We start from the raw sequence: 21981 nt of genomic DNA, 5'->3' as shown, positions 1-21981 counted from the left end.
ATGACAGACTATTGCGGGGACGTTATAGCCTCCAGTCAGAAACGACGAGTGCATCAGGGAGACCAGCATGAGCGACGGCGGAGCGACGGCAGAAAAATGGAACAATCTTCCATACCATCGCCGTTGGCTGCTCGATCAGGCCGACGGACTTTTCGATTTCTTCCAGTACCGTGCGGTCAATCCAGCCGGCGGCTTTTTCGACCTCGATGACACCGGCCTTCCCTTGGGCGGAGCCAATCCTACCCGCGGTATCCATGCATCCGCTCGTATGGTGCATTGTTTTTCGATCGGCTACCTGCTCGGCCGTCCAGGCGCAGGTGAGATCATCGATCACGGCATGCGCTACCTCTGGGAGCGGCATCGAGACAGCGAGCACGGCGGCTATTTCTGGCAGGTCAACGACGACGGCGCCGTGGATGCCGCCAAACAGGGTTACGGACACGCCTTCGTCCTGCTCGCCGCATCCTCTGCCAAGGTCGCCGGCCATCCGCTCGCAGACAAGATGCTGGCGGATATCAGCGAAATTCTCGATACGAAATTCTGGGAAGCCTCGCACGGTGCGATTGCGGAAGAATTCAATCGCGATTGGTCGCCGATCGATGGCGGCGGCTATCGCGGGCAAAACTCCAATATGCATCTTACCGAGGCCCTGATGGCGGCCTACGAGGCGACCGGAGAGAAGACCTATCTCGCCAAGGCGGAGAGTATCGCGGATCTTGTCATCTGTCGTCTGGCCGGCAGCGTCGGCTTCCGCGTCGCCGAGCATTTCGACCAGGAATGGACCATCGACAAGTCCTATTACCACCCCGACGAGATGTTCCGCCCGGCCGGCACCACGCCAGGGCACTGGCTGGAATGGGCACGTCTCCTGCTCCAGTTGTGGGTGCTGGGGGACAAACGGCACGGCTGGATGCCGGATGCCGCAAAATCACTCTTCGTCCAGTCCATGTCACTGGGCTGGGACAGGGAGAAAGGCGGCTTTTTCTATACGCTCGACTGGAATGACAATCCGGCCAAGACCAACAAGCTCTGGTGGCCGATGTGCGAAGGTGCCGGCGCGGCCCATTTCCTCAATGAACATCTTCCCGCAGACCGCTTCTACGAAGACAGCTATCGCCTGATCTGGGGCACGATCGCCAACCGCTTCCTCGATCATGAGAACGGCGGCTGGCACGAAGAACTGACGGAAGATCTTATCCCGGCCCACACGCTCTTTCCGGGTAAGGGCGATATCTACCACGCATTGCAGGCATGCCTCATCCCGCTGTTCCCGGCCACCGGCAGCCTGACGAAGGTGATTGCGGAAGCCAAGGGGCCTATCTGACGTCGTCCCGCAAGGTGACGGAACCATCCCCGCCCGGATCAGTTTTTTCGAAAGTCACAAAACCGTAACATTCGGAAGACGATCAACGATGCTGAGCAGCCTTGCCGAGGAGTTTTCCCACGAGGCCCCCGTGGCGATTGAAGTGCTTCTGGCGAGGCTGGTGGGGGCGACAATTCTCTGTGGCCTCATTGGACTGGAGAGAGAATTCAGGAAAAATCCTGCCGGACTGCGAACCAATATGCTGATCGGCTTAGCCGCAGCGGTTTTCGCACTCGTGGGATTGCAGCTGATGCACGATTTCGGCGACCGACCGAACACGGTCCAGTTCGATCCGATCCGCCTCATCGAAGCGATCACCGCCGGCATAGCCTTCCTGGCGGCCGGAGTCGTCATCTACACGCGTGGCGACGTGAAGGGGTTGACGACCGGCGCCAGCATGTGGCTCTCGGGTGCAATCGGCCTTTGTGCAGGCCTCGGCATGTGGCTTGTGGCAGTCGGTGCCACGATCGCCGGCGTCATCATCCTTTGGCTACTGCGCAAGACCGAGGTCGCCGCCGGAATGAAGGAAGATTGACGATGACGGCCTTATCACGGCGCAACCATGCCGCGGATAAGGGAGGCCAGTGCTTCATAGTCGTAGGGCTTGGTGATAAGCGCCGTTTTGCTCAAGCCCTCCGCCTCGGGAACGTCGGAATCGCCCGTTGCAAATACGACGGGAAGATCCGGCAATACCTCGCGTATTTTCAGGACGAGCTGCGGTCCGCTCATTTCTGGCAGATGGACATCGGTCACGGCAATATCGATCCGCACGTCGTCGTCGACGGCAGCGAGCGCCTCCTTCGCTGATCCCGCCTCCACGACGGTCAGGCCCGAGTCCTGAAGAAAATCCGCGGCGGAGATACGGATCAACGCCTCGTCCTCCACAAACAGCACTGTGATCTGCCGACCCTCCGGGACAGGTCCTTCGACAGCCGGATTGGTTGCCGGTGTTGAGCCCGACGGTACTTTTTCACCGCCCTGCATACCGGAAAGATTGCTCAGATCATCCTTGCCGACCGGAGGCAGTTCTCCATCGAGACCCGCAACCGGATAGGATGTCGAGGATGGGAGCTCCACCTCGGGCATCAGTGGATCGTGCGCGAAAGATCGCGGCTTCGGATCGATGTTGAAAAGCTCCGTCAAACGGAACATGGGCCGCCCCCGATGCTGACACGTACCGGGAGGTTATAGAGGTTCGGGGATCGTTGACAATTGAAATCAAATGCCGGCGAACAAAATCACACCTATTATTATGAATATCTAAAAAATATCTGATTTCATCACGTTGTCTTTGGTTCTGGCACAGTCATCGCGCTCGAGGGACGCAAGACGGGTCACCAGATACTCATGCGCTGGTTGGTCGTCGGGCGGGCGATGAGACGGGCAACAGCCTCCGCCGGCATCGCCTTTCCATAACGGAAACCCTGCCCCGCCTCGCATCCCATCAGCCTCAGCGCTTTCTCCTGCTCCAGTGTTTCAATTCCCTCGGCGATCGTCCGCAGTCCAAGCTCGGTGCTGAGCATGATGAGGGCGCGGGTGATGGCTGCGTCCTTCGGCTTGGTCAGGAGGTCGCGGACAAAGCCCCGATCGATCTTCAACGTCGTCAAGGGATAACGCTGCAGCGATCCGAGCGAGGCGTAACCGGTGCCGAAATCGTCAAAGGCAACGCCGACCCCCATTTCCCGCAGGGCCTGGATCGTTTCCAGCGACTGATCGTCATCCTTGAGCGTGACGGTCTCGGTGATCTCGATCTCCAGAAAATGCGGATCGAGATTGTAGCGCGAGATCAGGTTTTCCACGAAACGCGGCAAATCGCCCGCACGCACCTGCGCGGGAAAGAGATTGATGCCCATCTTGATCGGCGGGTAGCCGACCTGTCTCCAGGCAGCCATCTGGCGTGCGGCTTCCTCGAGCACCCAGAAACCGACGTCGAGGGCGATCGAACTTTGTTCCAGGGCAGGCAGGAAGGCCGCCGGCGACAACAGGCCGCGCTCGGGATGCCGCCAACGGATCAGCGCTTCGACGCCGAACACGTCGCCCGTTTCGAGGATCACCTGCGGCTGATAGTGCAAAACGAGCTCCTGCCTGTTCAAGGCGCGAAGCAACCCATCTCTGAGCGTGCGGCGAACCAGCGTCTCGTTCCGCATCGAAGGCTCGAACATTCGCGAAACGCGCCCACCGGCCTGCTTGGCGCGATACAAGGCGAAATCAGCGCCTGCGATAAGCTCATCCGCGTCGGATCCGTGGGACGGAGCAAGCGAGAAGCCCACGCTTGCTCCGACGCGCAGCGTATGACCGCCAACCTCGAAAGGCGCCTTGAACGCCTCGATTACGGTGTTGGCATTTTCCTGTGCGATGCGAGGATCACCGGTGCCCGGCACGAGTATGGCAAATTCGTCGCCGCCGAAACGGGAGACCGTGACGTGGCGGTCGAGAACCGCTGGCAGCCGGACGCCGATCGCCTGCAACAGGGAATCTCCGACGGCATGGCCCAGCCGGTCGTTGACATCCTTGAAGCCGTCCAGGTCGAAGAGCAAAACCGCAAGCGGTCTGCCCTGCCCGAGCTCTTCGCGCAGCAGATCCTCGAAGCGGGGCCTGTTGCAAAGCCCCGTCAGAGTATCCTGGCTGGCGAGCCTCAGAAGCCGCATGTCGCGGTCCCGCCGCTCCGATATGTCCTTGATGATGGCACCGACACCGACCCCTTGTTCGTCGCGCCAGATAGACAGGGCCAGTTCGATCGGAAATTCCTCGCCATCCTTTCGCCGTGCCGAAATCTCGACCGTTTTGCCGCGGAGGTTGGAATTGCCGCCCGAAATGACGCGCGCAAAGCCGGCATTGTGAGCGGCCCGAAAACGTTCCGGAACGATAAGATCGAGCGGATTCCCAATCATCTCGTCGCGTTCATAGCCGAACATGTCGAGCGCAGCCTGGTTCACGAACTCAATGCGGCCCTTCGGATCGGCGGTAATCAGAGAAAGATCGGTGGAATCTGCAAACTTCGCCGCCGTGGCCTGAGGTATTCCCTCGCGGCGCAGCTCGATATGCTCCATCACCATCGATGCCAGGCCGGCCAGTGCCTTTCTCTCGCGTTCCGAGAAGTTTGCTCGGGCCTTGGTATCTGCGATGCAAAGAGCCCCGATCCGCCATCCGTCCGGCGTGGTCAAGGGCGCTCCGGCGTAAAAGCGGATGAATGGCTTGCTCGTCACGATCGGCAGGCCCGAAAAACGCGGATCGAGCCTTGCATCCGGGACGACCAGAACATCATGCGTGGTGATTGTATGCTGGCAGAAGGATTCCGATCGGAGGGTCTGCTCGAACTCGTAGCCGGCGCAGGACTTGAACCACTGCCGATCCTCTTCGATCAGCGTCACAAAGGCCATGCGGGTGGAAAAAAGCTCCGACGCAAAGCGGCATATCCGGTCGAAGCGATTTTCCGAGGCAGTGCCCGCGATCCGGTAGCGATCCAGAACATCGAGCCGTCTGCGCTCCGCAATGTCCATGCTATCGGCGTTAGACATCTCTCCTCCGCAAAAGGGCTGTGGAGCCGCAACATAGGCATTCATGAATTAGAAAAGCGATAACAACGAACCTCGAAAATGCAGGATTTCCGAAGAAGACTCGGATTTTTCTAGCTGCGACCACTTTCATCGATTATTCGGCCGCCGGGCTCGCAATGGCCCGCTGCAAGCACGCCGTCCACTGGCGCAGGAATGCAGGAAAAAGCATGTGTATCACATGTTTGTCCTCGGTTCCGCGGTTGGACGCGCAGCCGTTCGGCGTGCTAATATATGTTCTGGATAACCTGTCAGGTTTCATATGAACGAACAGAGACTTTCTGTGAGAGACCGGCGGCGGGCGGGCGCCGTTGACATGCGAATGGCCGCAGACGGGAAGAATGGCCTCATCCAGTCTTTTTTAAGCCACCGCTTTTCTACCGCAGAAATCTATTTCATCGCGGTCGCCTGTGTGTTGACCGCCTTCGTCTTGCGCCTTGCTCTGCACGGCCTGCTCGATGACCGGGCGACCTTTACTTTCTTCATTCCGCCCATTCTGATTGCCGCGGTCATCGGCGGCATTCCGGCATCGATCTTCTCGGTCGCCCTTTCCGTCCTGGCCGTCTACGTCATCAAGGAATTTACCCCACGCGGACCGACCCTTTCGGAAATGGCCGCCATCGGAATCGTGGGGGTTGCGATCGCGCTTGTCGGCGAGATTCTTCATTCCGCGCGCAAGACCATCGAGAAGGTCCAGGCCAGGGCGGATTCGCGCGAAGCGCATCTGCGCTCCGTGCTCGATACGGTGCTCGACGCCAGCATCGTCAGCACCAAGGACGGGACGATCGTGTCCTTCAATGCGGCGGCCGTCCGACAGTTCGGCTACACCGAAGAGGAGGCGATCGGGCAAAACCTTCGTATATTGATGCCGGAGCCCTATCACCGCGAGCATGACGGATATCTCGCCCGGTATCTGTCGACCGGCGAAAGGCGGATCATCGGAATCGATCGGGTCGTCGTCGGGCGCCGCAAGGACGGCTCCACGTTTCCGATGAAGCTCGCCGTTGCCGAAACCCAGTCCGATGGAGAAGTCTTTTTCACCGGTTTTGTGCGCGATCTGACGGAGCGGGAGGAATATGCCGCCCGCCTTCAGGAAATTCAGGGGGAACTGGCCCGGCTCGCCCGCCTTAACGAAATGGGAGAAATGGCTTCGACGCTCGCCCACGAGCTGAACCAGCCACTCTCGGCAATCTCCAACTACGTGCATGGCTGCGCGCGCCTGCTGCGCGACGTCGACGAGCCGATCGCGATGAGGATGCGCGAAGCCTTGGAGGAAACGGCCAGACAATCGCTCAGGGCCGGCCAGATCATCAAGCACCTCAGAGAGTTCGTCACCAAGGGAGAGACGGAAAAGGCGCCTGAGAACATTCGCCGGCTGGTCGAGGAGGCCGGAGCGCTGGCATTGGTCGGTTCACGCGAGAAAGGCGTCAGGGTGGTCTTCGAATTCGCACCCGGTCCAGAAATAGTGGTGGCCGACCGTATTCAGATCCAGCAGGTTTTGACGAATCTGATGCGCAACGCGATCGAGGCCATGAGCGAGAGTGAACGGCGCGAATTGGTCATCCGCACCGAACCCGAGAGCAACAACCTCATGATGATCACCGTACGCGACACGGGACCAGGCATTCCGGGTGAAATTGCCGAACAGCTATTCAGGCCCTTCGTCACCACCAAACCGGGCGGGATGGGGATAGGCCTCTCTATCTCGAAGCGTATTGTGGAAGCCCATGGCGGCGATATGATCGTATCGAGCAATCCGGCGGGAGGAGCGACGTTCCGCTTCACGCTTCCGATCTACAAGGGGGACAGCGAGAATGCAGACAGGTGACTATACGGTTCATATCGTCGACGACGAGGAGCCGGTCAGGAAATCTCTTGCATTCATGCTGACGATGAACGGCTTTGCCGTGCGTATCCATGAAACGGCGTCGTCCTTCCTGCAGTTCGCACCCAGCATCCGCAACGGCGTCTTGATAACGGATCTGCGCATGCCGGACATGACCGGCGTTGAGCTGATCCGTAAACTCGTGACAGGACGTACAAATGTCCCGGCCATCGTGATCACCGGCCACGGCGACGTACCCCTGGCCGTGGAAGCGATGAAAGCCGGCGCCGTGGATTTCATAGAAAAGCCCTTCGAAGATACGGTCATCATTGAAGCGATAGAACGTGCCGCGGCTCAATTCCGGGAGAAAACCGCCGATCCCGGCGATATGGACGAAGTCAGGAGCCGCCTTAAGAGCTTGAGCGATCGGGAGCGGCAGGTATTGGCGGCAGTGGTCGCCGGCCAGCCGAACAAATCGATCGCATATGATCTCGACATCAGCCCTCGAACGGTCGAGGTGCATCGGGCAAACGTCATGGCAAAGATGAAAGCAAGGAGCCTGCCACAGCTCGTTCGCATGGCCATTGCCGCCGGCTCGCCCCTCGGTGAAGCGGATAATTAATTTTCATTTCTTGATCCAGCGCAAAGCGGACCTGCCCTGAAGGCGCTAGGAACCGGATGTCGGAGGTAATTTGCCATCCAAGCTTGCGGATAGTCTGGTGCACTCATCGTTGAGAAACATCGTCATCATCGAACCGGATCTCGGCCTCCGGCAATCGTTGACGTTTGCGCTCGAGGTGGAGGGATATCGGGTCGAAGCCCTCGATACGTGGCGCAAGGCGTATATTCCGATCACCCCAACCCTCTGCATGATCATCGACGACAACCTGTTGCGGAGCCGCGAGGATGCGAGGCGGTACCTGCGCGATTTGGGCCAGACCGTCATCCTCCTCACCGATGGCGTATATCCTGCCGTAAACGATGACGGTCTCATCCTCACAAAACCCTTCGAGGGCGCCGATCTGCTGCGGCTCGTAAGAAGCCTCGAGACGGTAGACTGATATCCCCAATCCTTTCGTTACCCCGCGGCTACGTACATCCCCCTAGTGAGAGAACCGAATTTTTCACTGGTCCGTCTTGAGGCATCCTGAAACCTCAGAACGGGAGAATGCAGTATGCAAACCGCCGCCGCCCACAATCAAAGGCAACCCGGATCGACGGCAAACTCTCCCAAGACTGCCGGCTTTTGCAGGCCATATCCCGTCGTGGGCTTTACGGCAGGCGCGGAAATCTACGCTCCGGGCAGCAGGGCTGGTACGTTCTATCAGGTCGAATTCGGCGCGGTACGCGTCCACAGGCTGCTGTCGGACGGAAGACGGCAGATCATCGCCTTCTACCTGGCTGGAGAGACCTTCGGCTATGATGCAGACCGGACCCACAGTTTCTTCGCGGAAGCCATCACGCAAACGGGGCTGCGCGCCATGACCCGCCCTGCCAACGACGAAGCCTCGCCCGAACTTCTCAGCCTGGCATTGCGCGGGATGCTGCGTGCCCAGGAACACATCATGATGATCGGTCGACAGACCGCGGTCGAACGGATCGCCAGCTTCCTGATCGACATGGCAAACCGCCAGGGCGACCTCGAACATTTCGATCTGCCGATGAGCCGGCTGGACATCGCCGACCATCTCGGTCTGACGATAGAAACGGTGTCGCGGGTATTCGCGAAGCTTCGTTCGGGCGGGTTCATCAGGCTGAAGAGCACTCGCCGCGTCGAATTCAAGAGGCCCGACGCGCTCCGCAGCCTCTGCGCATAGATTAGGCCTCACTTCCAGACCAGCGGCTCAACCGATCTCGTCCAGCATGGCGCGCATGCTGCGGACGATCCCGCTGTCGGTCGCGTAGGAGGCGGAAGCCTGGAAGCCGAAAGCAATGGCTTTTGGGCTAACGCCGTCAATCGGTCGGCGGCAGGAACTATGAATCTCGCGGGCTCCGGTCTGCCGCACGATCTGCTCGGCATTCATTAGGTTGATGCCGCTGCCTGGCATGATCGACAGACGTCCCTTCGCCTGTTCCACCAGTCTGCCAAGCCGATCGAGGCCATTGGGCGCGCTAACCTCGAGGCCCGATGTCAGGACGCGTTCCACGCCCAGTTCGACGGCCTGCTCAAGCGCCTCGTCGGCATTCGGCACCAGGTCGAAAGCCCGATGCAGGGTGACCCCAAGACCCGTTGCATGATCCGTCAACCGCGTTAGGAGAGCCAGGTCGAGCGTGTCGTCGGGACGGCTTGCTCCGAGCACGACGCCCGCCAGGCCAGCGGCGCGCACTGCATCGATATCGGCCAGCATTGCCGTTTCGTCGTCGGCGCCGAAGACGAAGTCTCCGGCACGCGGTCGTATCATTGCATAGACCGGAATCGGCGCTTTTGCCGCAAGCGTCAGGAGGCCTGGCGTAGGGGTCAATCCGCTGACATCGAGCGCCGAGCAGAGTTCGACCCGGTCCGCGCCTCCGGCGATCGCGGCGGCTAGGCTCTGCGGGCTGTCGACACAGACTTCGAGGAGAATACCCACATCAACCTCCCTGATGGCCGAGCACGGCGGCACCCACCAGTCCGCCGTCATCCTGCCGAAGCGCCGGCGTCACCAGGGGGTGACCGAAGCGATTGAGAATGCGCCTGCGCACGGCCTGATCCAGCGCATCGATTAGCGGTATCACTGATGCAAGGCCGCCCCCGACCGGCACGATCGACGCACCCGTGACGTTGACCGCCAGCGCCAGCGGATCGGCGACAAGTTCGAGATAAACCGCCACCGTTTTGACCGCCCGCGCCTCGCCCGCCTGCCAGCTTCCGAGGATATCGTGGCTGGTCTCTTCGCAGCCATGCAGGAAATCGTGCAGCCGTTCGATGCCGCGAGCCCCACCAATCGTATCGACGCAGCCGGATTGACCGCAGCCACAGGGAAACCGCGGCACATGCAGCGTTTCGCCGTAGAGCTCGACCGTCGTGTTGAGGATCGGGCCATGCCCCCATTCGCCGGTCACGCCGCCGGCACCCCGCACCAGACGGCCATCGATCGCCAGTCCACCACCGATCCCGGTGCCCATGATGGCGCAGAAGACGACCGAATGCCCCCGCCCTGCCCCCTCATTGGCTTCCGCCAATGTCAGGCAGTCGGCGTCGTTGGCCGCCAGCACCCGCCGGCCAAGCATGACCGACAGTTCGTCAACGAGCCGTCTTCCGGTTATGCAGGGAATGTTCGCCGATGTGGCCCTGCCATCACGGGGGTCGACGAGACCGGCGATCGACAATGCCAGAGGCGATTCCGGATCACCTGCACCTTGGTGACGCTCGATCAGCGCCGACAGCGAAGCAGCCAGGTCACCCCAGTTTGCAGCGGGCGTCGCTACCTTCTCCAATGGCACCAACGCACCCGGCGCCGGCGACACGGCAAACTTCATGAACGAACCGCCGACATCGGCGCAGAAGACCGGCTTTCCCGACCCCCGCCTATCCGCCCATTCAGATTCCGCCGCGATCATACTCATTTGCGCGGATCCAGCAGATCGCGCAGTCCGTCACCGAGGATGTTGAAGCCAAGCACCGTGATCATGATTGCGAGGCCGGGAAACAGCGACATGTAGATATTGAGGCCGAGATAATTCCGGCCGTCGCTCATCATCGCGCCCCATTCGGGAAGCGGCGGCTGCGCCCCGAGGCCAAGGAAGGAAAGGCTCGCGGCAGAAAGGATGACGGTTCCGGCCGTCAGCGTCGACTGGACGATGATCGGCCCGATCGCATTGCGCAGGATATAATGGGTCATGATGCGGCGGCGCGAAATCCCGAGCGAGATCGCAGCTTCGACATAGTCCATGCTCTTCAGCCCAAGCGTGAGGTTCCGGCTGAGCCGGGCGTAGACCGGCACGGAGAAGATGGCAATGGCGATCAGAAGGTTGATCAGGCTGCTGCCGAGCACGCTGACGATCAGGATTGCAAGCACGATGCCCGGAAAGGCGAATAGAATGTCCATGACCCACATGACCGCCTGGTCGACATAACGGCCGCTCATGCCCGACAAAATGCCGAGCGGCACGCCAACGATCACCGCCAGGCCGACGCTGAGCACCACCTCGAGCAACGAAATACGCGCTCCATAGAGGACGCGGGCAAATATGTCGCGGCCGTTGTCGTCCGTCCCGAACGGATGTGCCCAGGAGGGTGGCTCCATGGTCGCAAGCAGGTCCTGCGCATAAGGGTCGACGGAAGCGATCAGCGGCGCAAGGATTGCGGCAGGCACGATCAGGCCGACGAGGAAACCGCCGAGAGCGATGCTGCGGTGGACCGCCATCCAGCGCAAAGCCCGCGATAACGCCCGGCGGCGCGGTGCAATCTCCGTTTCGATCGACGCCATCAGTCGAACCTTATCTTCGGGTTGAGAACCGCGATCAGAAGTTCCGCGAGCAGGTTCATGACGACCACGCCGGTCACGGCGACGAGCGTCACGCCCTGGATGACCGGATAATCCCGATAACGGACGGCATCGACAAGGAAACGACCGATACCCGGCCAGTTGAAGACGGATTCGGTGACGACTGCGCCACCGACGAGACTGCCGAAATTGAGGCCGACGATGGTGATGATCGGGATCAGCGCGTTGCGCAGCGCGTGGCTCCAGTAGATCGTCTGGGGAGCGACGCCTTTCGCGTAGGCGGTGCGGATATAGTCCTGAGACATGACCTCGATCATGCTGGAGCGGGTCATGCGGGCAATGACGGCGGTCGGCAGCACGGCGAGCGTGATCGAGGGAAGAATGAAGCTCCTCCATGAAGAGGCGCCGAGCAGCGGCAGCCAGCCGAGCTGGACGGAGAACGTGTTCATCGCCATCAGCGCCAGCCAGAAATTGGCGATCGACGCGCCGGCAATGGCAAGGATCATGACGATCTGATCAGGCCAGCCGTGACGGTAGATCGCGGCAATCATGCCGGCCGGCACGCCGATGCCGATCGCCAGGAGATAAGCGGTGATTGCAAGTCCAAGCGTAAACGGCAAACGCTCGGCAATCTCGTCGACCACCGGCAGCTTGGACTTGATGGAGATCCCGAGATCGCCTCTCACGGCTCCATAGGCAAAGGAGGCATATTGCTCCGGCAGGCTGCGGTCGAGACCGAGCCGGCGAGTCATGTTGTCCACGGCTTCCTGGGTCGCTTCCGGCCCCGCCATCAGCCGTGCAGGATCGCCGGGCAGCGCGCGTATGGCGACAAAGACCAGAAGGGATACCCCGATGAGGATCAACGGCAAGGCCAGCAGCTTCTTGGCGATATAGGCTTTCATCCGCTCGCTCGGTCAATTCATCTAAAGGAGTGGCGGGCGAATCTCCTTGCCCGCCCGCACCTCAGTTATTTCCTGGCGTCTTTGACGATGATCAGGCCGCCCGGAATGACCCAGGTGCCCTTGACGCCTGCCCGCGTCGCAAAAAGATCCTGCTTCGTGAAGAGAAGCACATGCGGTGCCTGTTCATTCACGAGCTTCTGTGCATCCACGTAGATGGCGTTGCGCGCTTTCTCATCGAGGGTCGAAGCCGCCTTGTCGATCAACTCGTCGAGCTTCGGATCGGAGAAGAAACCGAGATTGGCGCCGGCCGGTGACGCGCTCTTCGAGTGGTAGAGAGGACGGAATTGAAGATCCGCACCGTTCACCCCTGAGGACCAGGAGGCGATCGAGGAACCGATAGTGTCTTTTTCCTTGCCAGCCGGGTCGAGAAATGCCGCCTTGGACCAGACGCCGCCTTCCATCTTGCGCACTTCGAGCTTGACCCCGGCTTTCGCCCACATGGCCTGCAGCAGCTCGCCGATGCGGGATTCCTGCTCCTGCACGATGGTCGACATGGAGAAGCCTTCCGGGTAGCCGGCCTCCTTCAACAACTGCTTCGCCTTCTCGACGTCATAGCTATAGGGTGCGAGCGATTTGTCGTAGCCGGGCGTCACCGGCGCCAGCGGCGAGTTGGCCGGCGTCGCAAAACCCTGCATGAAGGCCTTTACGATCCCTTCGCGGTCGGTCGCGTAGTTCAGTGCCTGACGAACGCGCACATCGTCGAGCGGCTTCATCTTGGTGTTCAGCGAAACCCAGAACACCGCCGAACCGTCGGTGGCGCTGAGCGTCATGTCCGGATTGGCCTTGATCTGCTGGGCAAAGGCCGCAGGGAACGGATTGACCACATCGGCATCGCCTGTCTGCAGCGCCATGTTCATGACCGACGGCTCCGGCGTCCAGGTCCACTTGATCTCGTCTTCGCCCTTCGGCGCGCCACCCCACCATTCAGTGTTCTTGGTCTGCAGCACGTATTCGCCGGATTTATATTCGGCGAGTTTATAGGGACCGGTTCCCACCGCTTTGCTGCCGATCGTTCCCGCGGTCTCCGCGGCAGGGCTCACCATCAGGCAGGGACCGGTGGCAAGCAGCGCCAGGAAGGCCGGATACTGGGTCTTCAGCTTGAATTGCACGGTCATCGGATCGACGGCAGTCACGCCTTCGAGAAAGGTGCGCAGACGGCCGCTCGCGGCAAGCCCGCGTTTGGTGTCGAGGTGGCGGGTGAAGTTCTTGACCACGGCATCGGCGTCAAAGGGGGTGCCATCATGGAACTTGACGCCCGGGCGCAGCTTGAAAGTCCACACCAGACCTGCAGCATCCGAGGACCATTCGGTGGCAAGCGCCGGTTTGAGCGAAAGATCCGGATCCCGCTTGGTCAGGCCCTCATACATCGGATCGAGCAAAGCGGCTGTGTAGGTGGCAGTCTGGTCGCCCGGATCCATGGAACGCGGCGCTTCGGTCTGCATCACGTTCAGCGTCGCAGCGCCCGCAACGATCGGAAACATGAGAGCGCCCGCAACCGCCGAGGCGAGTACAAAGCGACGATTTTTCAGAAACATGGCCATGATTGTTCACCCTTGTTTTTTGTTGACGTCAGGGCATGCTGTGCCCCTTAGATCACTTTTATAATTTATTACCGTTGATTTGTTCACTTTCTAAACTTAGTGTCAAGGCACAATCCATAGGGGCCGAAGCCGCTTGACCGCCATGCTCACTTCCTCGCAACGCCAACTGCTGCGCGCCATCAGCGAGTCCGGCCCCCTCAGCCGGACAGAGATGGCTCAGATGCTGGGATTGAGCAAAGCGGCGATGAGCGGCATTGCGCGCGACCTGATCGATCTCGGCGTGCTGCACGAGACAGAAATCATCTACGGCCAGGGCCGGCCTTCGGTACTGCTCGACCTGCATCCCGAATGCGCCTTCTTCGTCGGCATTTCGCTGCTGGAAGACCCGGCGCCGATGATCCTCAGCGACCTCAACGGCAAGATCATCGCCCGTCAAGCAATGCCGCTGTCGCGCGACCCGAAGGTCATTGCCGAGGCGATTTCGGAAGGGCTGCCGAGCCTTCTCGAAGCTCATCCGGACGCGAAGGAAAAACTCTCCGGCATCGGCGTCGCGCTCTCGGGCTTCGTTGATGAGACCCAGGCCCATTGCGTCCAGTCGACGCTTCTGAACTGGCAGGATGTACCGCTCGCGAAAATCATCCGCGAACGCTCCGGCATCGAAACCTTTATCGAGAACGACGCGAAGGCAGTCGCGGTCAGCGAGAAACTGTTCGGCAGCGCCCGCGAAATCCAGAATTTCAGCGTGGTTTCGCTCGGCGACGGCATCGGCTGCGCCCATTTCATCGACGGCAGGCTCTATCGCGGCAATCACGGCGGCGCAGGCGAAATTGCCCATTGCACCATCGAGCCCGGCGGCGCCCCCTGCCGATGCGGCAAACGCGGCTGCCTCGATACTGTCGCCTCGATGAAAGCGATCAAGGAAATGTCGCGCGCCGAGGGGCTCGAATGCGTTTCGCTGTCGGACATCGAAGACGAAGCTTCGACCGGCAATGCAGCGGCAATCCGCATCCTGCACCGCGCCGGCTCGGCGCTCGGGCTTGCGATAGCCAACCTCATCCAGATGAACGACCCCGGCCTCATCCTGATCACGCACACGGAAGGTTCGTTCGAGGGTCTTTTCGGCACCGTGGTCAACCAGGCGATCGAGACCAATGTTCTGCCGCGTTACGCCGGCCAGACGCCCATCCGCATCAAGCGCGTCGACGGCGATGTCTGGGCACGCGGGGCGGCAAGCATTGCCGCCCATAATTTCCTGATCGGTTCCCATACGAGTTGAGGTTTTTCCATGCGTATTGCTGTCGGCGGCATCCATATCGAATGCAGCACCTACAACCCCGTCCTGAACGAGGAGAAGGACTTTCGCGTCGTGCGAGGCGAGGAGCTGACGGCATCGCCCTATTTTGCCTTTCTCAAGGACTATGAAGCCGAATTCCTGCCGACTATCCATTGCCGGGCCATCGCGGGCGGTCCGGTCGCCCGCTCCACATATGAGCGTTTCAAGGCCGAATTCCTGGAGCGCCTGAAGCCGCTGCTGCCTTTGGACGGCCTCTATCTGGCAATGCATGGCGCCATGTATGTCCAGGGCATGGAGGACGCCGAAGGCGACTGGATTACCGCTGCACGCGATCTCGTCGGCCCCGACTGCACGGTTTCTGCAAGCTACGACCTGCACGGCAATGTCAGCCAGCGCATCATCGACGCGCTCGATATGTATTCCACCTATCGCACCGCGCCCCATATCGATGTCGAGGAGACGATGCGCCGGTCGGTGAAGATGCTGGTCGAAAGCCTGAAGACCGGCGTAAAGCCGCTACTGCTCTGGGCACCGATACCGGTTCTGCTGCCAGGCGAGCGCACCAGCACGGTCGACGAGCCGGCAAAGAGCCTTTACGCGATGATGCCTGAAATCGATGCGATCGACGGCGTGTGGGACGCCTCGCTGATGGTCGGCTACGTCTGGGCCGACGAACCGCGCGCCACAGCGGCCGCGATCCTGACCGGCACGGACCGCGCCGTTCTGGAACGCGAGGCCAGGCGCGTCGCAGCGGCCTACTGGAATGCGCGAGGAAAATTCGTCTTCGGCTGCGAAACCGGCTCGATTCAGGAATGCGTCGCAAGGGCCGTGGCCAGCAAGACCGCTCCGGTGGTGCTTGCAGAATCCGGCGACAACCCGACCGGCGGTGGCGTCGGCGACCGGGCCGAGGTGCTCGCCGAACTGATCACCAGGAGCGCCACCGGCGTTGTGTTCGCCGGCATTGCCGACAAGGCCGCGGCCGAGGCCTGCTACGCCGCCGGCGTCGGCGCGGAACTCGATCTTTCCGTCGGCGCCTCGCTCGATACGATCGGCAGCAAACCGGTACAGGCCAGGGTCAAGGTGAAATTCCTGCACGAAACGACCGACCTTGCCGATCGCCAGGCGGTGGTTGCAATCGGCGGCATCGATCTGGTGCTGTCAGCGAAGCGCCGGCCCTATCACAACATTGCCGACTTCACCCGTCTCGGCCTGGATCCGAAGAAGGCCAAGATCATCGTCGTAAAATCCGGTTATCTCTCGCCGGAATTGGCGCCGATCGCCAATCCTAACCTGATGGCACTCTCGCCGGGCGTTGTCGACCAGTTCGTCGAACGGCTGGAGCGCCACCGCAAGCAGCGCCCGACCTATCCCTTCGACAGGGATTTCGCCTACGAGCCGCAGGTGTTTTTGTCGGCGCGTTCGGCGGGACGGTGAGGACTGCACAAGCCAACCGCCGCTCCGGCGGCAGGATTGCCTCCCGAAGACGGACGGCGGGTGAGGAAAAATCTCGTCCCGCTGGAAAGTTTTCATATTTTAATTCAAATACTTAGCAATCTTCTTTTCCCCACTTCGTCCCCGCATCCCGCACCACCCGCATAATCCTTCCCGTCATCGGATGGGAAACCGGGTTCGCGAACCGGTCGCATCCACGGTCTTGCAAAGTCCGGTTCCCGATGATGGTCGATGAAGTGGTCGAAGGGGGCTGGGAAATCCCCGGAAACCACTGAGACGGTCGGGGCAGGTGGAAACCTGAATACCCAATACCCGAATACCCCGCCTGCCCCATTCCCACAAAAACCGAACCGCGCCGGATTTTTATCCGCGCGGCCAAAGGTGCTTGCCGGCAAAGCTGGCTGACGCCGGGGTCAGGAACAAGAGGCCGCTCCCGCGTGTTTCATTGGATCCCATGAGGATGCAGGAGGAAGCAGGATGGGTATCGAACAGGCACCGACCGAAAAGGGTCGTGAATCGGCCCGTGGGCTGAAGCAGAGCACTCGGAAGGAAGAAAAGAAGGTCGAAGCCCAAAAAGGCTCCGATCTCCCAAAGGGTAAGGATCGTTTCGAGGAACGTTCGAAGAGTTCCGACGGCAAGAGCGCCGGCGCCAAACAGCGTTAGGTGACGGTCCGTCGGGCCGGAATACGAAAAGCGGCGACCGGAGGTCGCCGCTTCACATTTTGTCACTAGAAATCAGCTTCTCTTCGTGCGCCAGCTTTCGGCGTAGTTCTCGCGGGCTTCCCGCGCATAAGGCGTCGGGGAGACACGCACGCGGATTTCGGCCTGCTTGTGCCCCTTCTCGATCGAGGTCTTGCCCGTCCCCCCGTTCGGCTCACCCCAGATGAGTGTCAGCACGTCGCCTTCCTGGATGTCCGCATCGACGACACCGAGCGAGAGCATGCAGCGTTCGTTGTAGCTGTAGCCGTTGAACATCGACATGCCGACAACTTTGTCGCCATGCATGATCCTGTCGGCGCTGGAGGATGCGTAGTTCGGCTGCGGCAGGTCGATCCACTTGTAGGCCTGCTCGCCCGGAACGAAGCTCGATGCGATGACTTTCATGACATCTTCGGCGTTCCATTCGAAGGTGACCTTCTTGCGATGCGGCTTGCCCTTCATCTTTTCCAGCGCCTCGCGCCCGACAAAGTCGTGGTCGAACTTGATATAGATGCCGTAGCCGAGTTCGTAAGGGGTGACGTAATAGTCCTCGATGTTATCGGAAACGAGGCTGCCGCCGATCGAACCCATGGCTTCGTAGCTGTCCTCCGTCAGCCAGTCGCGGTATCCCTGCAGTTCAGGCCCGGTATAGATTGCCGGAAGAGGCGACGGGATCCAGCCGGATTCCAGCGTATTGGTGGAATAGGCACGCGCGCCTACAAGATAGAGGTCGACGCCTGCATCTTTCGCGGCCTGAACCACGATCTCGCGTACCTCGTCCTTTTCCGCGTAGGGCCCCCATATCTCGAGACCCGGGGCACCGGCCATGCCGTGGCGCAGCGCCTGAACCTTCCGGTTGCCGACATTGATCCAGTCGACATGAAAGAACTTGATGTCGGGGATCGGACCTCCGTTCATTTTCTCGAAGATCTTCGGCGCATCCGGTCCCTGGATCTGGAAACGGTAGTGAACCCGGTTGACCTCCTTGCCATCGGGACGCGAAGGCGAGCGCGGGTCATGGGTAAGCTTCACATCATGCTTGCCGAGCGAGGCGTTGTAGCGCAACCAGTTGGCGGTCGGCGCCCGGCCGACGAGCACGAACTTGTCTTCCCGCTCCCGAAAGATGATCATGTCGCCGATGACATACCCCGCCGGCGTGACCGGCACGTAGTGCTTGGCGCGATTGGTGCCGAAATTCGCAAAGCTGTTGATCGCGAGGCTTTCGAGAAATTTTGCCGCGTCCGGGCCCTCAACGATCAATTCGTCCATGTGGTGCGACTGATCAAAGAGAACGGCCGACTCGCGCCACGCGACCTGTTCCGTCCGCCAGTTGGAAAACTCGGGCGCGACGACCGGATAGATATACATGCCGATGCGCGAATTGCGCAGCATCTCGACCGGATTTCCCTTTTCCTTCAGGACCTGCGTCAGATTCTTTGTCATAAACCTTTCCCTCTGTTGCTCCCCGATTAGGCCGTCCGCACCGAAGGAAGGAGCGACCGAACAGGTCAAGATTGCCAATGCATGTGAGGGGCCGCGGTTCTCCTCCCGCCATTCTCCTCTCGCCGGCCGGTCTCGCTCCGCGACTGTCGCCAACGGCGAAAGCTTCGTCCGCCCCCCGGTTCCAAGATTCATAGAACAAGGATTCGGCATACACAACAATAAATAGACGACAATGCATACACGAATGAATCAGAAAGCTGACATTCCGCGCGGATTTTTTCCGATAATGACCTTATCAAGCCAATTATGTATACAAAGCAAGGCTGCGACGGACGGCGCTCGTCCTCGTGCAACGCGTCACCGTTCACGGCAGACGAAATCGCGTGGCGTGCCAAAGACGCAGGTCACGGTTGGAGGACCGCTGTCCTCGTATCCATTGATAAGAGAGAGCCTGCTTAGCTGCGGACAGCCCAGGCGGCGTCCGAGGGCGCGGCTACCGTCACCGCACGGCCGATGCCGACATCGGCCAGCGACGGCGTTTCGATATGCAGCGTCTGGTCGGCGGTCTTGACCATGACGGAACGATGGGGCCCGCGAAAAATAGCCTGGCTGATCTCGCCTGCCCAGGAAAGACCGCCATTTGCCGCTCCCGCCTCGCCGAGTTGCAGGTTTTCCGGCCTCACCATAACGGTCACGTCCGCTCCCGCCGGTATCTCGATGGCCGCGTGACATTCGCCCGACCATCCCCTCCCTTCGACGTCCAGCTTGTAATACTGGCCGCCGTTCGGGCGGCAATTCCTGACCTTCGCCTGCAGGAGGTTCGGCGTACCGAAGAATGCCGCAACCTGCCGGCTTTCCGGCCGCCGGTAAATGTCCTCCGGTGCGCCGACCTGCAGGATCTTGCCGCCATGCATCACGACGACCCGATCGGAAAGCGCCATGGCCTCCGACTGGTCATGCGTGACGTAAAGGGTCGTGATCTTGAGGCGCTGCTGGAGCTGGCGGAATTCGTCGCCCATCTGCGTGCGCAGCCGCGCATCGAGGTTCGACAGCGGCTCGTCAAGCAGCAGCACCTCAGGCTCGAACACCAGGGCGCGCGCGATCGCCACGCGCTGTTGCTGACCGCCCGATAGTGCCGGCGACGGGCGTTCGGCATATTGCTCCATCTCGACGAGGCGCAACGCATTCATCACCCGGTCCTGGATCTCCTTGTCGGTCCGGCGACGGATGCGCAACGGATAGGCGACATTGTCGAACACCGTCATATGCGGCCAGATCGCATAGGACTGGAAAACCATGCCGAGCCTGCGCCGTTCGGAGGGAACGAAATAGCCCTTGTCCGCATCCGACACCACATTGTCGCCGATGCTGATGCGCCCACCGGTGTTCTTCTCCAGTCCCGCCACCATGCGCAGCGTCGTCGTCTTGCCGCAGCCGGACGGGCCGAGCAGCGTGACGAATTCACCGCTTTTGACCCTCAGGTTCACCTGATCCACGGCCGTGACTGCGCCGTACATGCGGGTCACATTCTCAAGGGTTACCGAAGCCATACTTTTTCTTCCTTTCGGTGCGGACAGCTCTGTCCGCCAACTGAAAACCGGCCTGCCAAGGGGGCAAAATCCCTGGCCCTAAAGCTTGCTGATGCGCGCCTTGATGAATCGGAGCTGCACCCAGCGGAACAGAATGACGAGCAGCATCATCATCAGGCCGATGACGCTCACCTGCTCGGCGTTGCCGTTCGCCCAGAGCTTGAGGAGCACGACGGCAAGCGTTTCGGAACCGACCGAATAGAGCAGGATCGACGCCGACAGCTCCCTCATGATGCCGAAAAAGGTCAGCACCCAGCCGACCGCAAACGCCGGCCATGCCAGCGCCACCATGATGCGCCACATGGTCTGGAACCAGCTCGCGCCATGGACACGGGAACATTCCTCGAGGTCGTAGGAAAGCTGGTGGTAGGCCCCGGTCATCACGCGCACGGCGACCGGCGTGCCGAGCGCCAGATAGGCGAGCAGGAGCGCCCACACCGTCCCATAGATCGGGATCGGCCCCGGCAGCATGGCGAAGGCCCATAGGAACCCCACGCCGAGCACCATGCCGGGCATCATCCACGGCAGCCAGGCCATGCCGTCGATCAGGCTGCGGCCGCGCCATCGGGTGCGGACCGAGACATAGGCGACCACTGCGCCAAGCGCCATGGTGGCGGTGGCGCCAAGCAGCCCCAGCATCATTGTATTGCGCACCGCCCGCCAGAATTCCGAATTGGAAAAGACCGCTCTGTAATGCTCGAGCGTCAGCATCTCGTAGGTGTAAAAACCGAAGAACCGGAAGAACGAGCCGAGCAGAAGCTGGCCGACCGGCAGGACCACGGTGATGATGAAGAACAGCACGCAGAAGCCGAAGGTCACCCAGCGCCAGGGGCCGAGTTCCATCACGTTCGGCCGAAACCCCTTTCCGGTGACGGTCTGGAAACTCTTGCCGCGCAGCAGCGCCCATTGCCAGATGACCAGCAGGAACATCAGCCCCATGATCGCGAAGGACAGCGACGTGGCATATTGATAGTCAGGCGTGGCGCGGTGGTTGATCGACTCGTAGATGTCGGTGGTGATCACCTTGATGCCGGCGGGAAGTCCGAAAAACAGCGGCGATTCGAAGGATTCGATGCCGCGAATGAAGCTCAGCATAAAAGAGCTCGTCAGCACCGGCAGCATCAGCAGCAGCGTGATCTTGCGGAATGTCGTCCACCGCGAGGCGCCGCACATCCGGCTCGATTCCTCCAGCGAAGGATCCATGGTCCGGAAGGCGTCGACGGTGAAGAGGAACAGGAACGGGATAGAATACTGGCACATGTGCCAGACGACGCCGCCATAGGAATAGACGTTGACGAGCGGATCCGTCGAGCCGCTGATCGAACGCCAGACGAGGTTGATGACGCCAACCTGCGGATTGCCAAGCATGCCCCAGGCCATCGCCGTCAGGATCGGCGGGATGAAGAAGGGCAGCGTGATCAACACTTCTAGGGTGCCGCGGAAGGGCGTGTCGGTGCGAGCGATAATCCAGGCCAGAAACACCGCGATCGTAAGCGAGGGAACGGTCTTGGCCAGCGAGATGCCGACCGTGTTGATCAGGACCAGAAAATTCTGGGTCGTCATGATGGCGCGATAGCCGTTGAGGTTGAACTCACCCGCAAGGCCCGGCGGAGTCGAATGGAGGCTGCCGTAAAGCAGCATGGCCAAGGGATAGATCGTCAGGAAGCCCAGTATGGCGATCAGCGCCAGCATGCCGATCAATCGCCCGATCGAGCCGCCGGAAAAAGCGCGGGTAACGGCGTTGCCGCCAAGCGTGGGGCCGGTCTCGGCAATATCATCGAGCGAGCGATTATGAATTATGGTCATGCGGTCCTCGTGGCTCCACGGCATTG

At 60.7% G+C, this 21981-nt stretch carries 19 protein-coding genes; 9 read left to right on the top strand and 10 right to left on the bottom strand.

Annotation, left to right across the window (positions count from 1 at the left end):
• The first annotated feature begins 67 nt into the window (after positions 1–67).
• Positions 68–1324 carry an AGE family epimerase/isomerase gene (locus EDE05_RS19190; RefSeq protein ID WP_112798509.1) on the top strand — a complete coding sequence of 419 codons (1257 nt, stop codon included), beginning with the start codon at positions 68–70 and terminating at the stop codon, positions 1322–1324.
• An 88-nt stretch (positions 1325–1412) separates the two neighbouring features.
• Complete coding sequence (locus EDE05_RS19185) at positions 1413–1898, top strand: MgtC/SapB family protein (protein ID WP_105370106.1); 486 nt, start codon at positions 1413–1415, stop codon at positions 1896–1898.
• 14 nt (positions 1899–1912) lie between these two features.
• On the opposite strand, the gene EDE05_RS19180 is transcribed toward EDE05_RS19185, so the two are convergent.
• Together EDE05_RS19180 and EDE05_RS19175 are read right to left on the bottom strand one after the other, a co-directional pair.
• Entirely contained in the window at positions 1913–2515 is a 603-nt protein-coding gene (locus EDE05_RS19180; RefSeq protein ID WP_112798511.1) for a response regulator, read from the bottom strand.
• A 182-nt stretch (positions 2516–2697) separates the two neighbouring features.
• Positions 2698–4881 carry an EAL domain-containing protein gene (locus EDE05_RS19175; protein WP_112798513.1) on the bottom strand — a complete coding sequence of 728 codons (2184 nt, stop codon included), beginning with the start codon at positions 4879–4881 and terminating at the stop codon, positions 2698–2700.
• 358 nt (positions 4882–5239) lie between these two features.
• Between EDE05_RS19175 and EDE05_RS19170 the strand changes: the two genes are divergently transcribed.
• From EDE05_RS19170 to EDE05_RS19155, 4 genes are all read left to right on the top strand, one after another.
• Positions 5240–6745 carry a PAS domain S-box protein gene (locus EDE05_RS19170; RefSeq protein WP_280952507.1) on the top strand — a complete coding sequence of 502 codons (1506 nt, stop codon included), beginning with the start codon at positions 5240–5242 and terminating at the stop codon, positions 6743–6745.
• Positions 6732–7364, top strand: a complete 633-nt coding sequence (gene fixJ / locus EDE05_RS19165) for a response regulator FixJ (protein WP_132412791.1) — start codon at positions 6732–6734, stop codon at positions 7362–7364. Before EDE05_RS19170 ends, fixJ begins: the two co-directional genes overlap by 14 nt.
• Before the next feature lie 70 nt (positions 7365–7434).
• A complete protein-coding gene (locus tag EDE05_RS19160) occupies positions 7435–7803 on the top strand; it encodes a response regulator transcription factor (protein ID WP_132412789.1) in 369 nt (122 codons plus the stop codon).
• A 114-nt stretch (positions 7804–7917) separates the two neighbouring features.
• Positions 7918–8559 carry a helix-turn-helix domain-containing protein gene (locus EDE05_RS19155; RefSeq protein WP_112798517.1) on the top strand — a complete coding sequence of 214 codons (642 nt, stop codon included), beginning with the start codon at positions 7918–7920 and terminating at the stop codon, positions 8557–8559.
• A gap of 27 nt (positions 8560–8586) precedes the next feature.
• Here the strand turns inward: EDE05_RS19155 and EDE05_RS19150 are convergent, their stop codons facing one another.
• The 5 genes from EDE05_RS19150 to EDE05_RS19130 all read right to left on the bottom strand — a co-directional run bounded on the left by EDE05_RS19150 (position 8587) and on the right by EDE05_RS19130 (position 13672).
• Positions 8587–9312 (bottom strand): copper homeostasis protein CutC, encoded by a 726-nt coding sequence (locus tag EDE05_RS19150; RefSeq protein WP_112798518.1) that lies wholly within the window; start codon positions 9310–9312, stop codon positions 8587–8589.
• A gap of 1 nt (position 9313) precedes the next feature.
• Positions 9314–10282, bottom strand: coding sequence for an ROK family protein (locus tag EDE05_RS19145; RefSeq protein WP_112798520.1), 969 nt, complete (start codon positions 10280–10282; stop codon positions 9314–9316).
• A 2-nt stretch (positions 10283–10284) separates the two neighbouring features.
• Positions 10285–11151 (bottom strand): ABC transporter permease, encoded by an 867-nt coding sequence (locus EDE05_RS19140; protein WP_134102422.1) that lies wholly within the window; start codon positions 11149–11151, stop codon positions 10285–10287.
• Entirely contained in the window at positions 11151–12071 is a 921-nt protein-coding gene (locus EDE05_RS19135; protein WP_105370116.1) for an ABC transporter permease, read from the bottom strand. The genes EDE05_RS19140 and EDE05_RS19135 overlap by 1 nt, the downstream gene beginning before the upstream one ends.
• 65 nt (positions 12072–12136) lie before the next feature.
• Positions 12137–13672 carry an ABC transporter substrate-binding protein gene (locus EDE05_RS19130; protein WP_112798524.1) on the bottom strand — a complete coding sequence of 512 codons (1536 nt, stop codon included), beginning with the start codon at positions 13670–13672 and terminating at the stop codon, positions 12137–12139.
• Between the two features lie 142 nt (positions 13673–13814).
• Here EDE05_RS19130 and EDE05_RS19125 point away from each other — a divergent pair, with 142 nt between their 5' ends.
• The 3 genes from EDE05_RS19125 to EDE05_RS19115 all read left to right on the top strand — a co-directional run bounded on the left by EDE05_RS19125 (position 13815) and on the right by EDE05_RS19115 (position 17081).
• Positions 13815–14948 carry an ROK family transcriptional regulator gene (locus EDE05_RS19125; RefSeq protein WP_112798526.1) on the top strand — a complete coding sequence of 378 codons (1134 nt, stop codon included), beginning with the start codon at positions 13815–13817 and terminating at the stop codon, positions 14946–14948.
• Between the two features lie 9 nt (positions 14949–14957).
• Positions 14958–16400, top strand: a complete 1443-nt coding sequence (locus EDE05_RS19120; RefSeq protein ID WP_112798528.1) for a M81 family metallopeptidase — start codon at positions 14958–14960, stop codon at positions 16398–16400.
• A 495-nt stretch (positions 16401–16895) separates the two neighbouring features.
• The gene (locus EDE05_RS19115) at positions 16896–17081 is read left to right on the top strand and encodes a hypothetical protein (RefSeq protein WP_105370120.1); all 186 of its coding nucleotides are present in this window, start codon (positions 16896–16898) and stop codon (positions 17079–17081) included.
• A 72-nt stretch (positions 17082–17153) separates the two neighbouring features.
• On the opposite strand, the gene EDE05_RS19110 is transcribed toward EDE05_RS19115, so the two are convergent.
• The 3 genes from EDE05_RS19110 to EDE05_RS19100 form a co-directional block, all read right to left on the bottom strand.
• Complete coding sequence (locus tag EDE05_RS19110) at positions 17154–18560, bottom strand: aminomethyltransferase family protein (protein WP_112801336.1); 1407 nt, start codon at positions 18558–18560, stop codon at positions 17154–17156.
• Between the two features lie 455 nt (positions 18561–19015).
• Positions 19016–20110, bottom strand: a complete 1095-nt coding sequence (locus tag EDE05_RS19105; protein WP_112801283.1) for an ABC transporter ATP-binding protein — start codon at positions 20108–20110, stop codon at positions 19016–19018.
• Positions 20111–20188: 78 nt separating this feature from the next.
• A complete protein-coding gene (locus EDE05_RS19100; protein WP_245505214.1) occupies positions 20189–21955 on the bottom strand; it encodes an iron ABC transporter permease in 1767 nt (588 codons plus the stop codon).
• Positions 21956–21981: the final 26 nt, after the last annotated feature.

It is taken from the genome of Neorhizobium sp. R1-B, assembly GCF_004368875.1.
GTDB classification, from domain to species: domain Bacteria; phylum Pseudomonadota; class Alphaproteobacteria; order Rhizobiales; family Rhizobiaceae; genus Neorhizobium; species Neorhizobium huautlense.
This window is presented reverse-complemented; position numbering and strand designations above follow the sequence as displayed.

Bases quoted from the DNA above. Each gene is read 5' to 3' on its own strand.
- EDE05_RS19190 (WP_112798509.1), top strand. From the start codon at position 68: ATGAGCGACGGCGGAGCGACGGCAGAAAAATGGAACAATCTTCCATAC.
- EDE05_RS19185 (WP_105370106.1), top strand. From the start codon at position 1,413: ATGCTGAGCAGCCTTGCCGAGGAGTTTTCCCACGAGGCCCCCGTGGCG.
- EDE05_RS19180 (WP_112798511.1), bottom strand. From the start codon at position 2,515: ATGTTCCGTTTGACGGAGCTTTTCAACATCGATCCGAAGCCGCGATCT.
- EDE05_RS19175 (WP_112798513.1), bottom strand. From the start codon at position 4,881: ATGTCTAACGCCGATAGCATGGACATTGCGGAGCGCAGACGGCTCGAT.
- EDE05_RS19170 (WP_280952507.1), top strand. From the start codon at position 5,240: ATGGCCGCAGACGGGAAGAATGGCCTCATCCAGTCTTTTTTAAGCCAC.
- fixJ (WP_132412791.1), top strand. From the start codon at position 6,732: ATGCAGACAGGTGACTATACGGTTCATATCGTCGACGACGAGGAGCCG.
- EDE05_RS19155 (WP_112798517.1), top strand. From the start codon at position 7,918: ATGCAAACCGCCGCCGCCCACAATCAAAGGCAACCCGGATCGACGGCA.
- EDE05_RS19145 (WP_112798520.1), bottom strand. From the start codon at position 10,282: ATGATCGCGGCGGAATCTGAATGGGCGGATAGGCGGGGGTCGGGAAAG.
- EDE05_RS19140 (WP_134102422.1), bottom strand. From the start codon at position 11,151: ATGGCGTCGATCGAAACGGAGATTGCACCGCGCCGCCGGGCGTTATCG.
- EDE05_RS19135 (WP_105370116.1), bottom strand. From the start codon at position 12,071: ATGAAAGCCTATATCGCCAAGAAGCTGCTGGCCTTGCCGTTGATCCTC.
- EDE05_RS19130 (WP_112798524.1), bottom strand. From the start codon at position 13,672: ATGGCCATGTTTCTGAAAAATCGTCGCTTTGTACTCGCCTCGGCGGTT.
- EDE05_RS19125 (WP_112798526.1), top strand. From the start codon at position 13,815: ATGCTCACTTCCTCGCAACGCCAACTGCTGCGCGCCATCAGCGAGTCC.
- EDE05_RS19120 (WP_112798528.1), top strand. From the start codon at position 14,958: ATGCGTATTGCTGTCGGCGGCATCCATATCGAATGCAGCACCTACAAC.
- EDE05_RS19115 (WP_105370120.1), top strand. From the start codon at position 16,896: ATGGGTATCGAACAGGCACCGACCGAAAAGGGTCGTGAATCGGCCCGT.
- EDE05_RS19110 (WP_112801336.1), bottom strand. From the start codon at position 18,560: ATGACAAAGAATCTGACGCAGGTCCTGAAGGAAAAGGGAAATCCGGTC.
- EDE05_RS19105 (WP_112801283.1), bottom strand. From the start codon at position 20,110: ATGGCTTCGGTAACCCTTGAGAATGTGACCCGCATGTACGGCGCAGTC.
- EDE05_RS19100 (WP_245505214.1), bottom strand. From the start codon at position 21,955: ATGACCATAATTCATAATCGCTCGCTCGATGATATTGCCGAGACCGGC.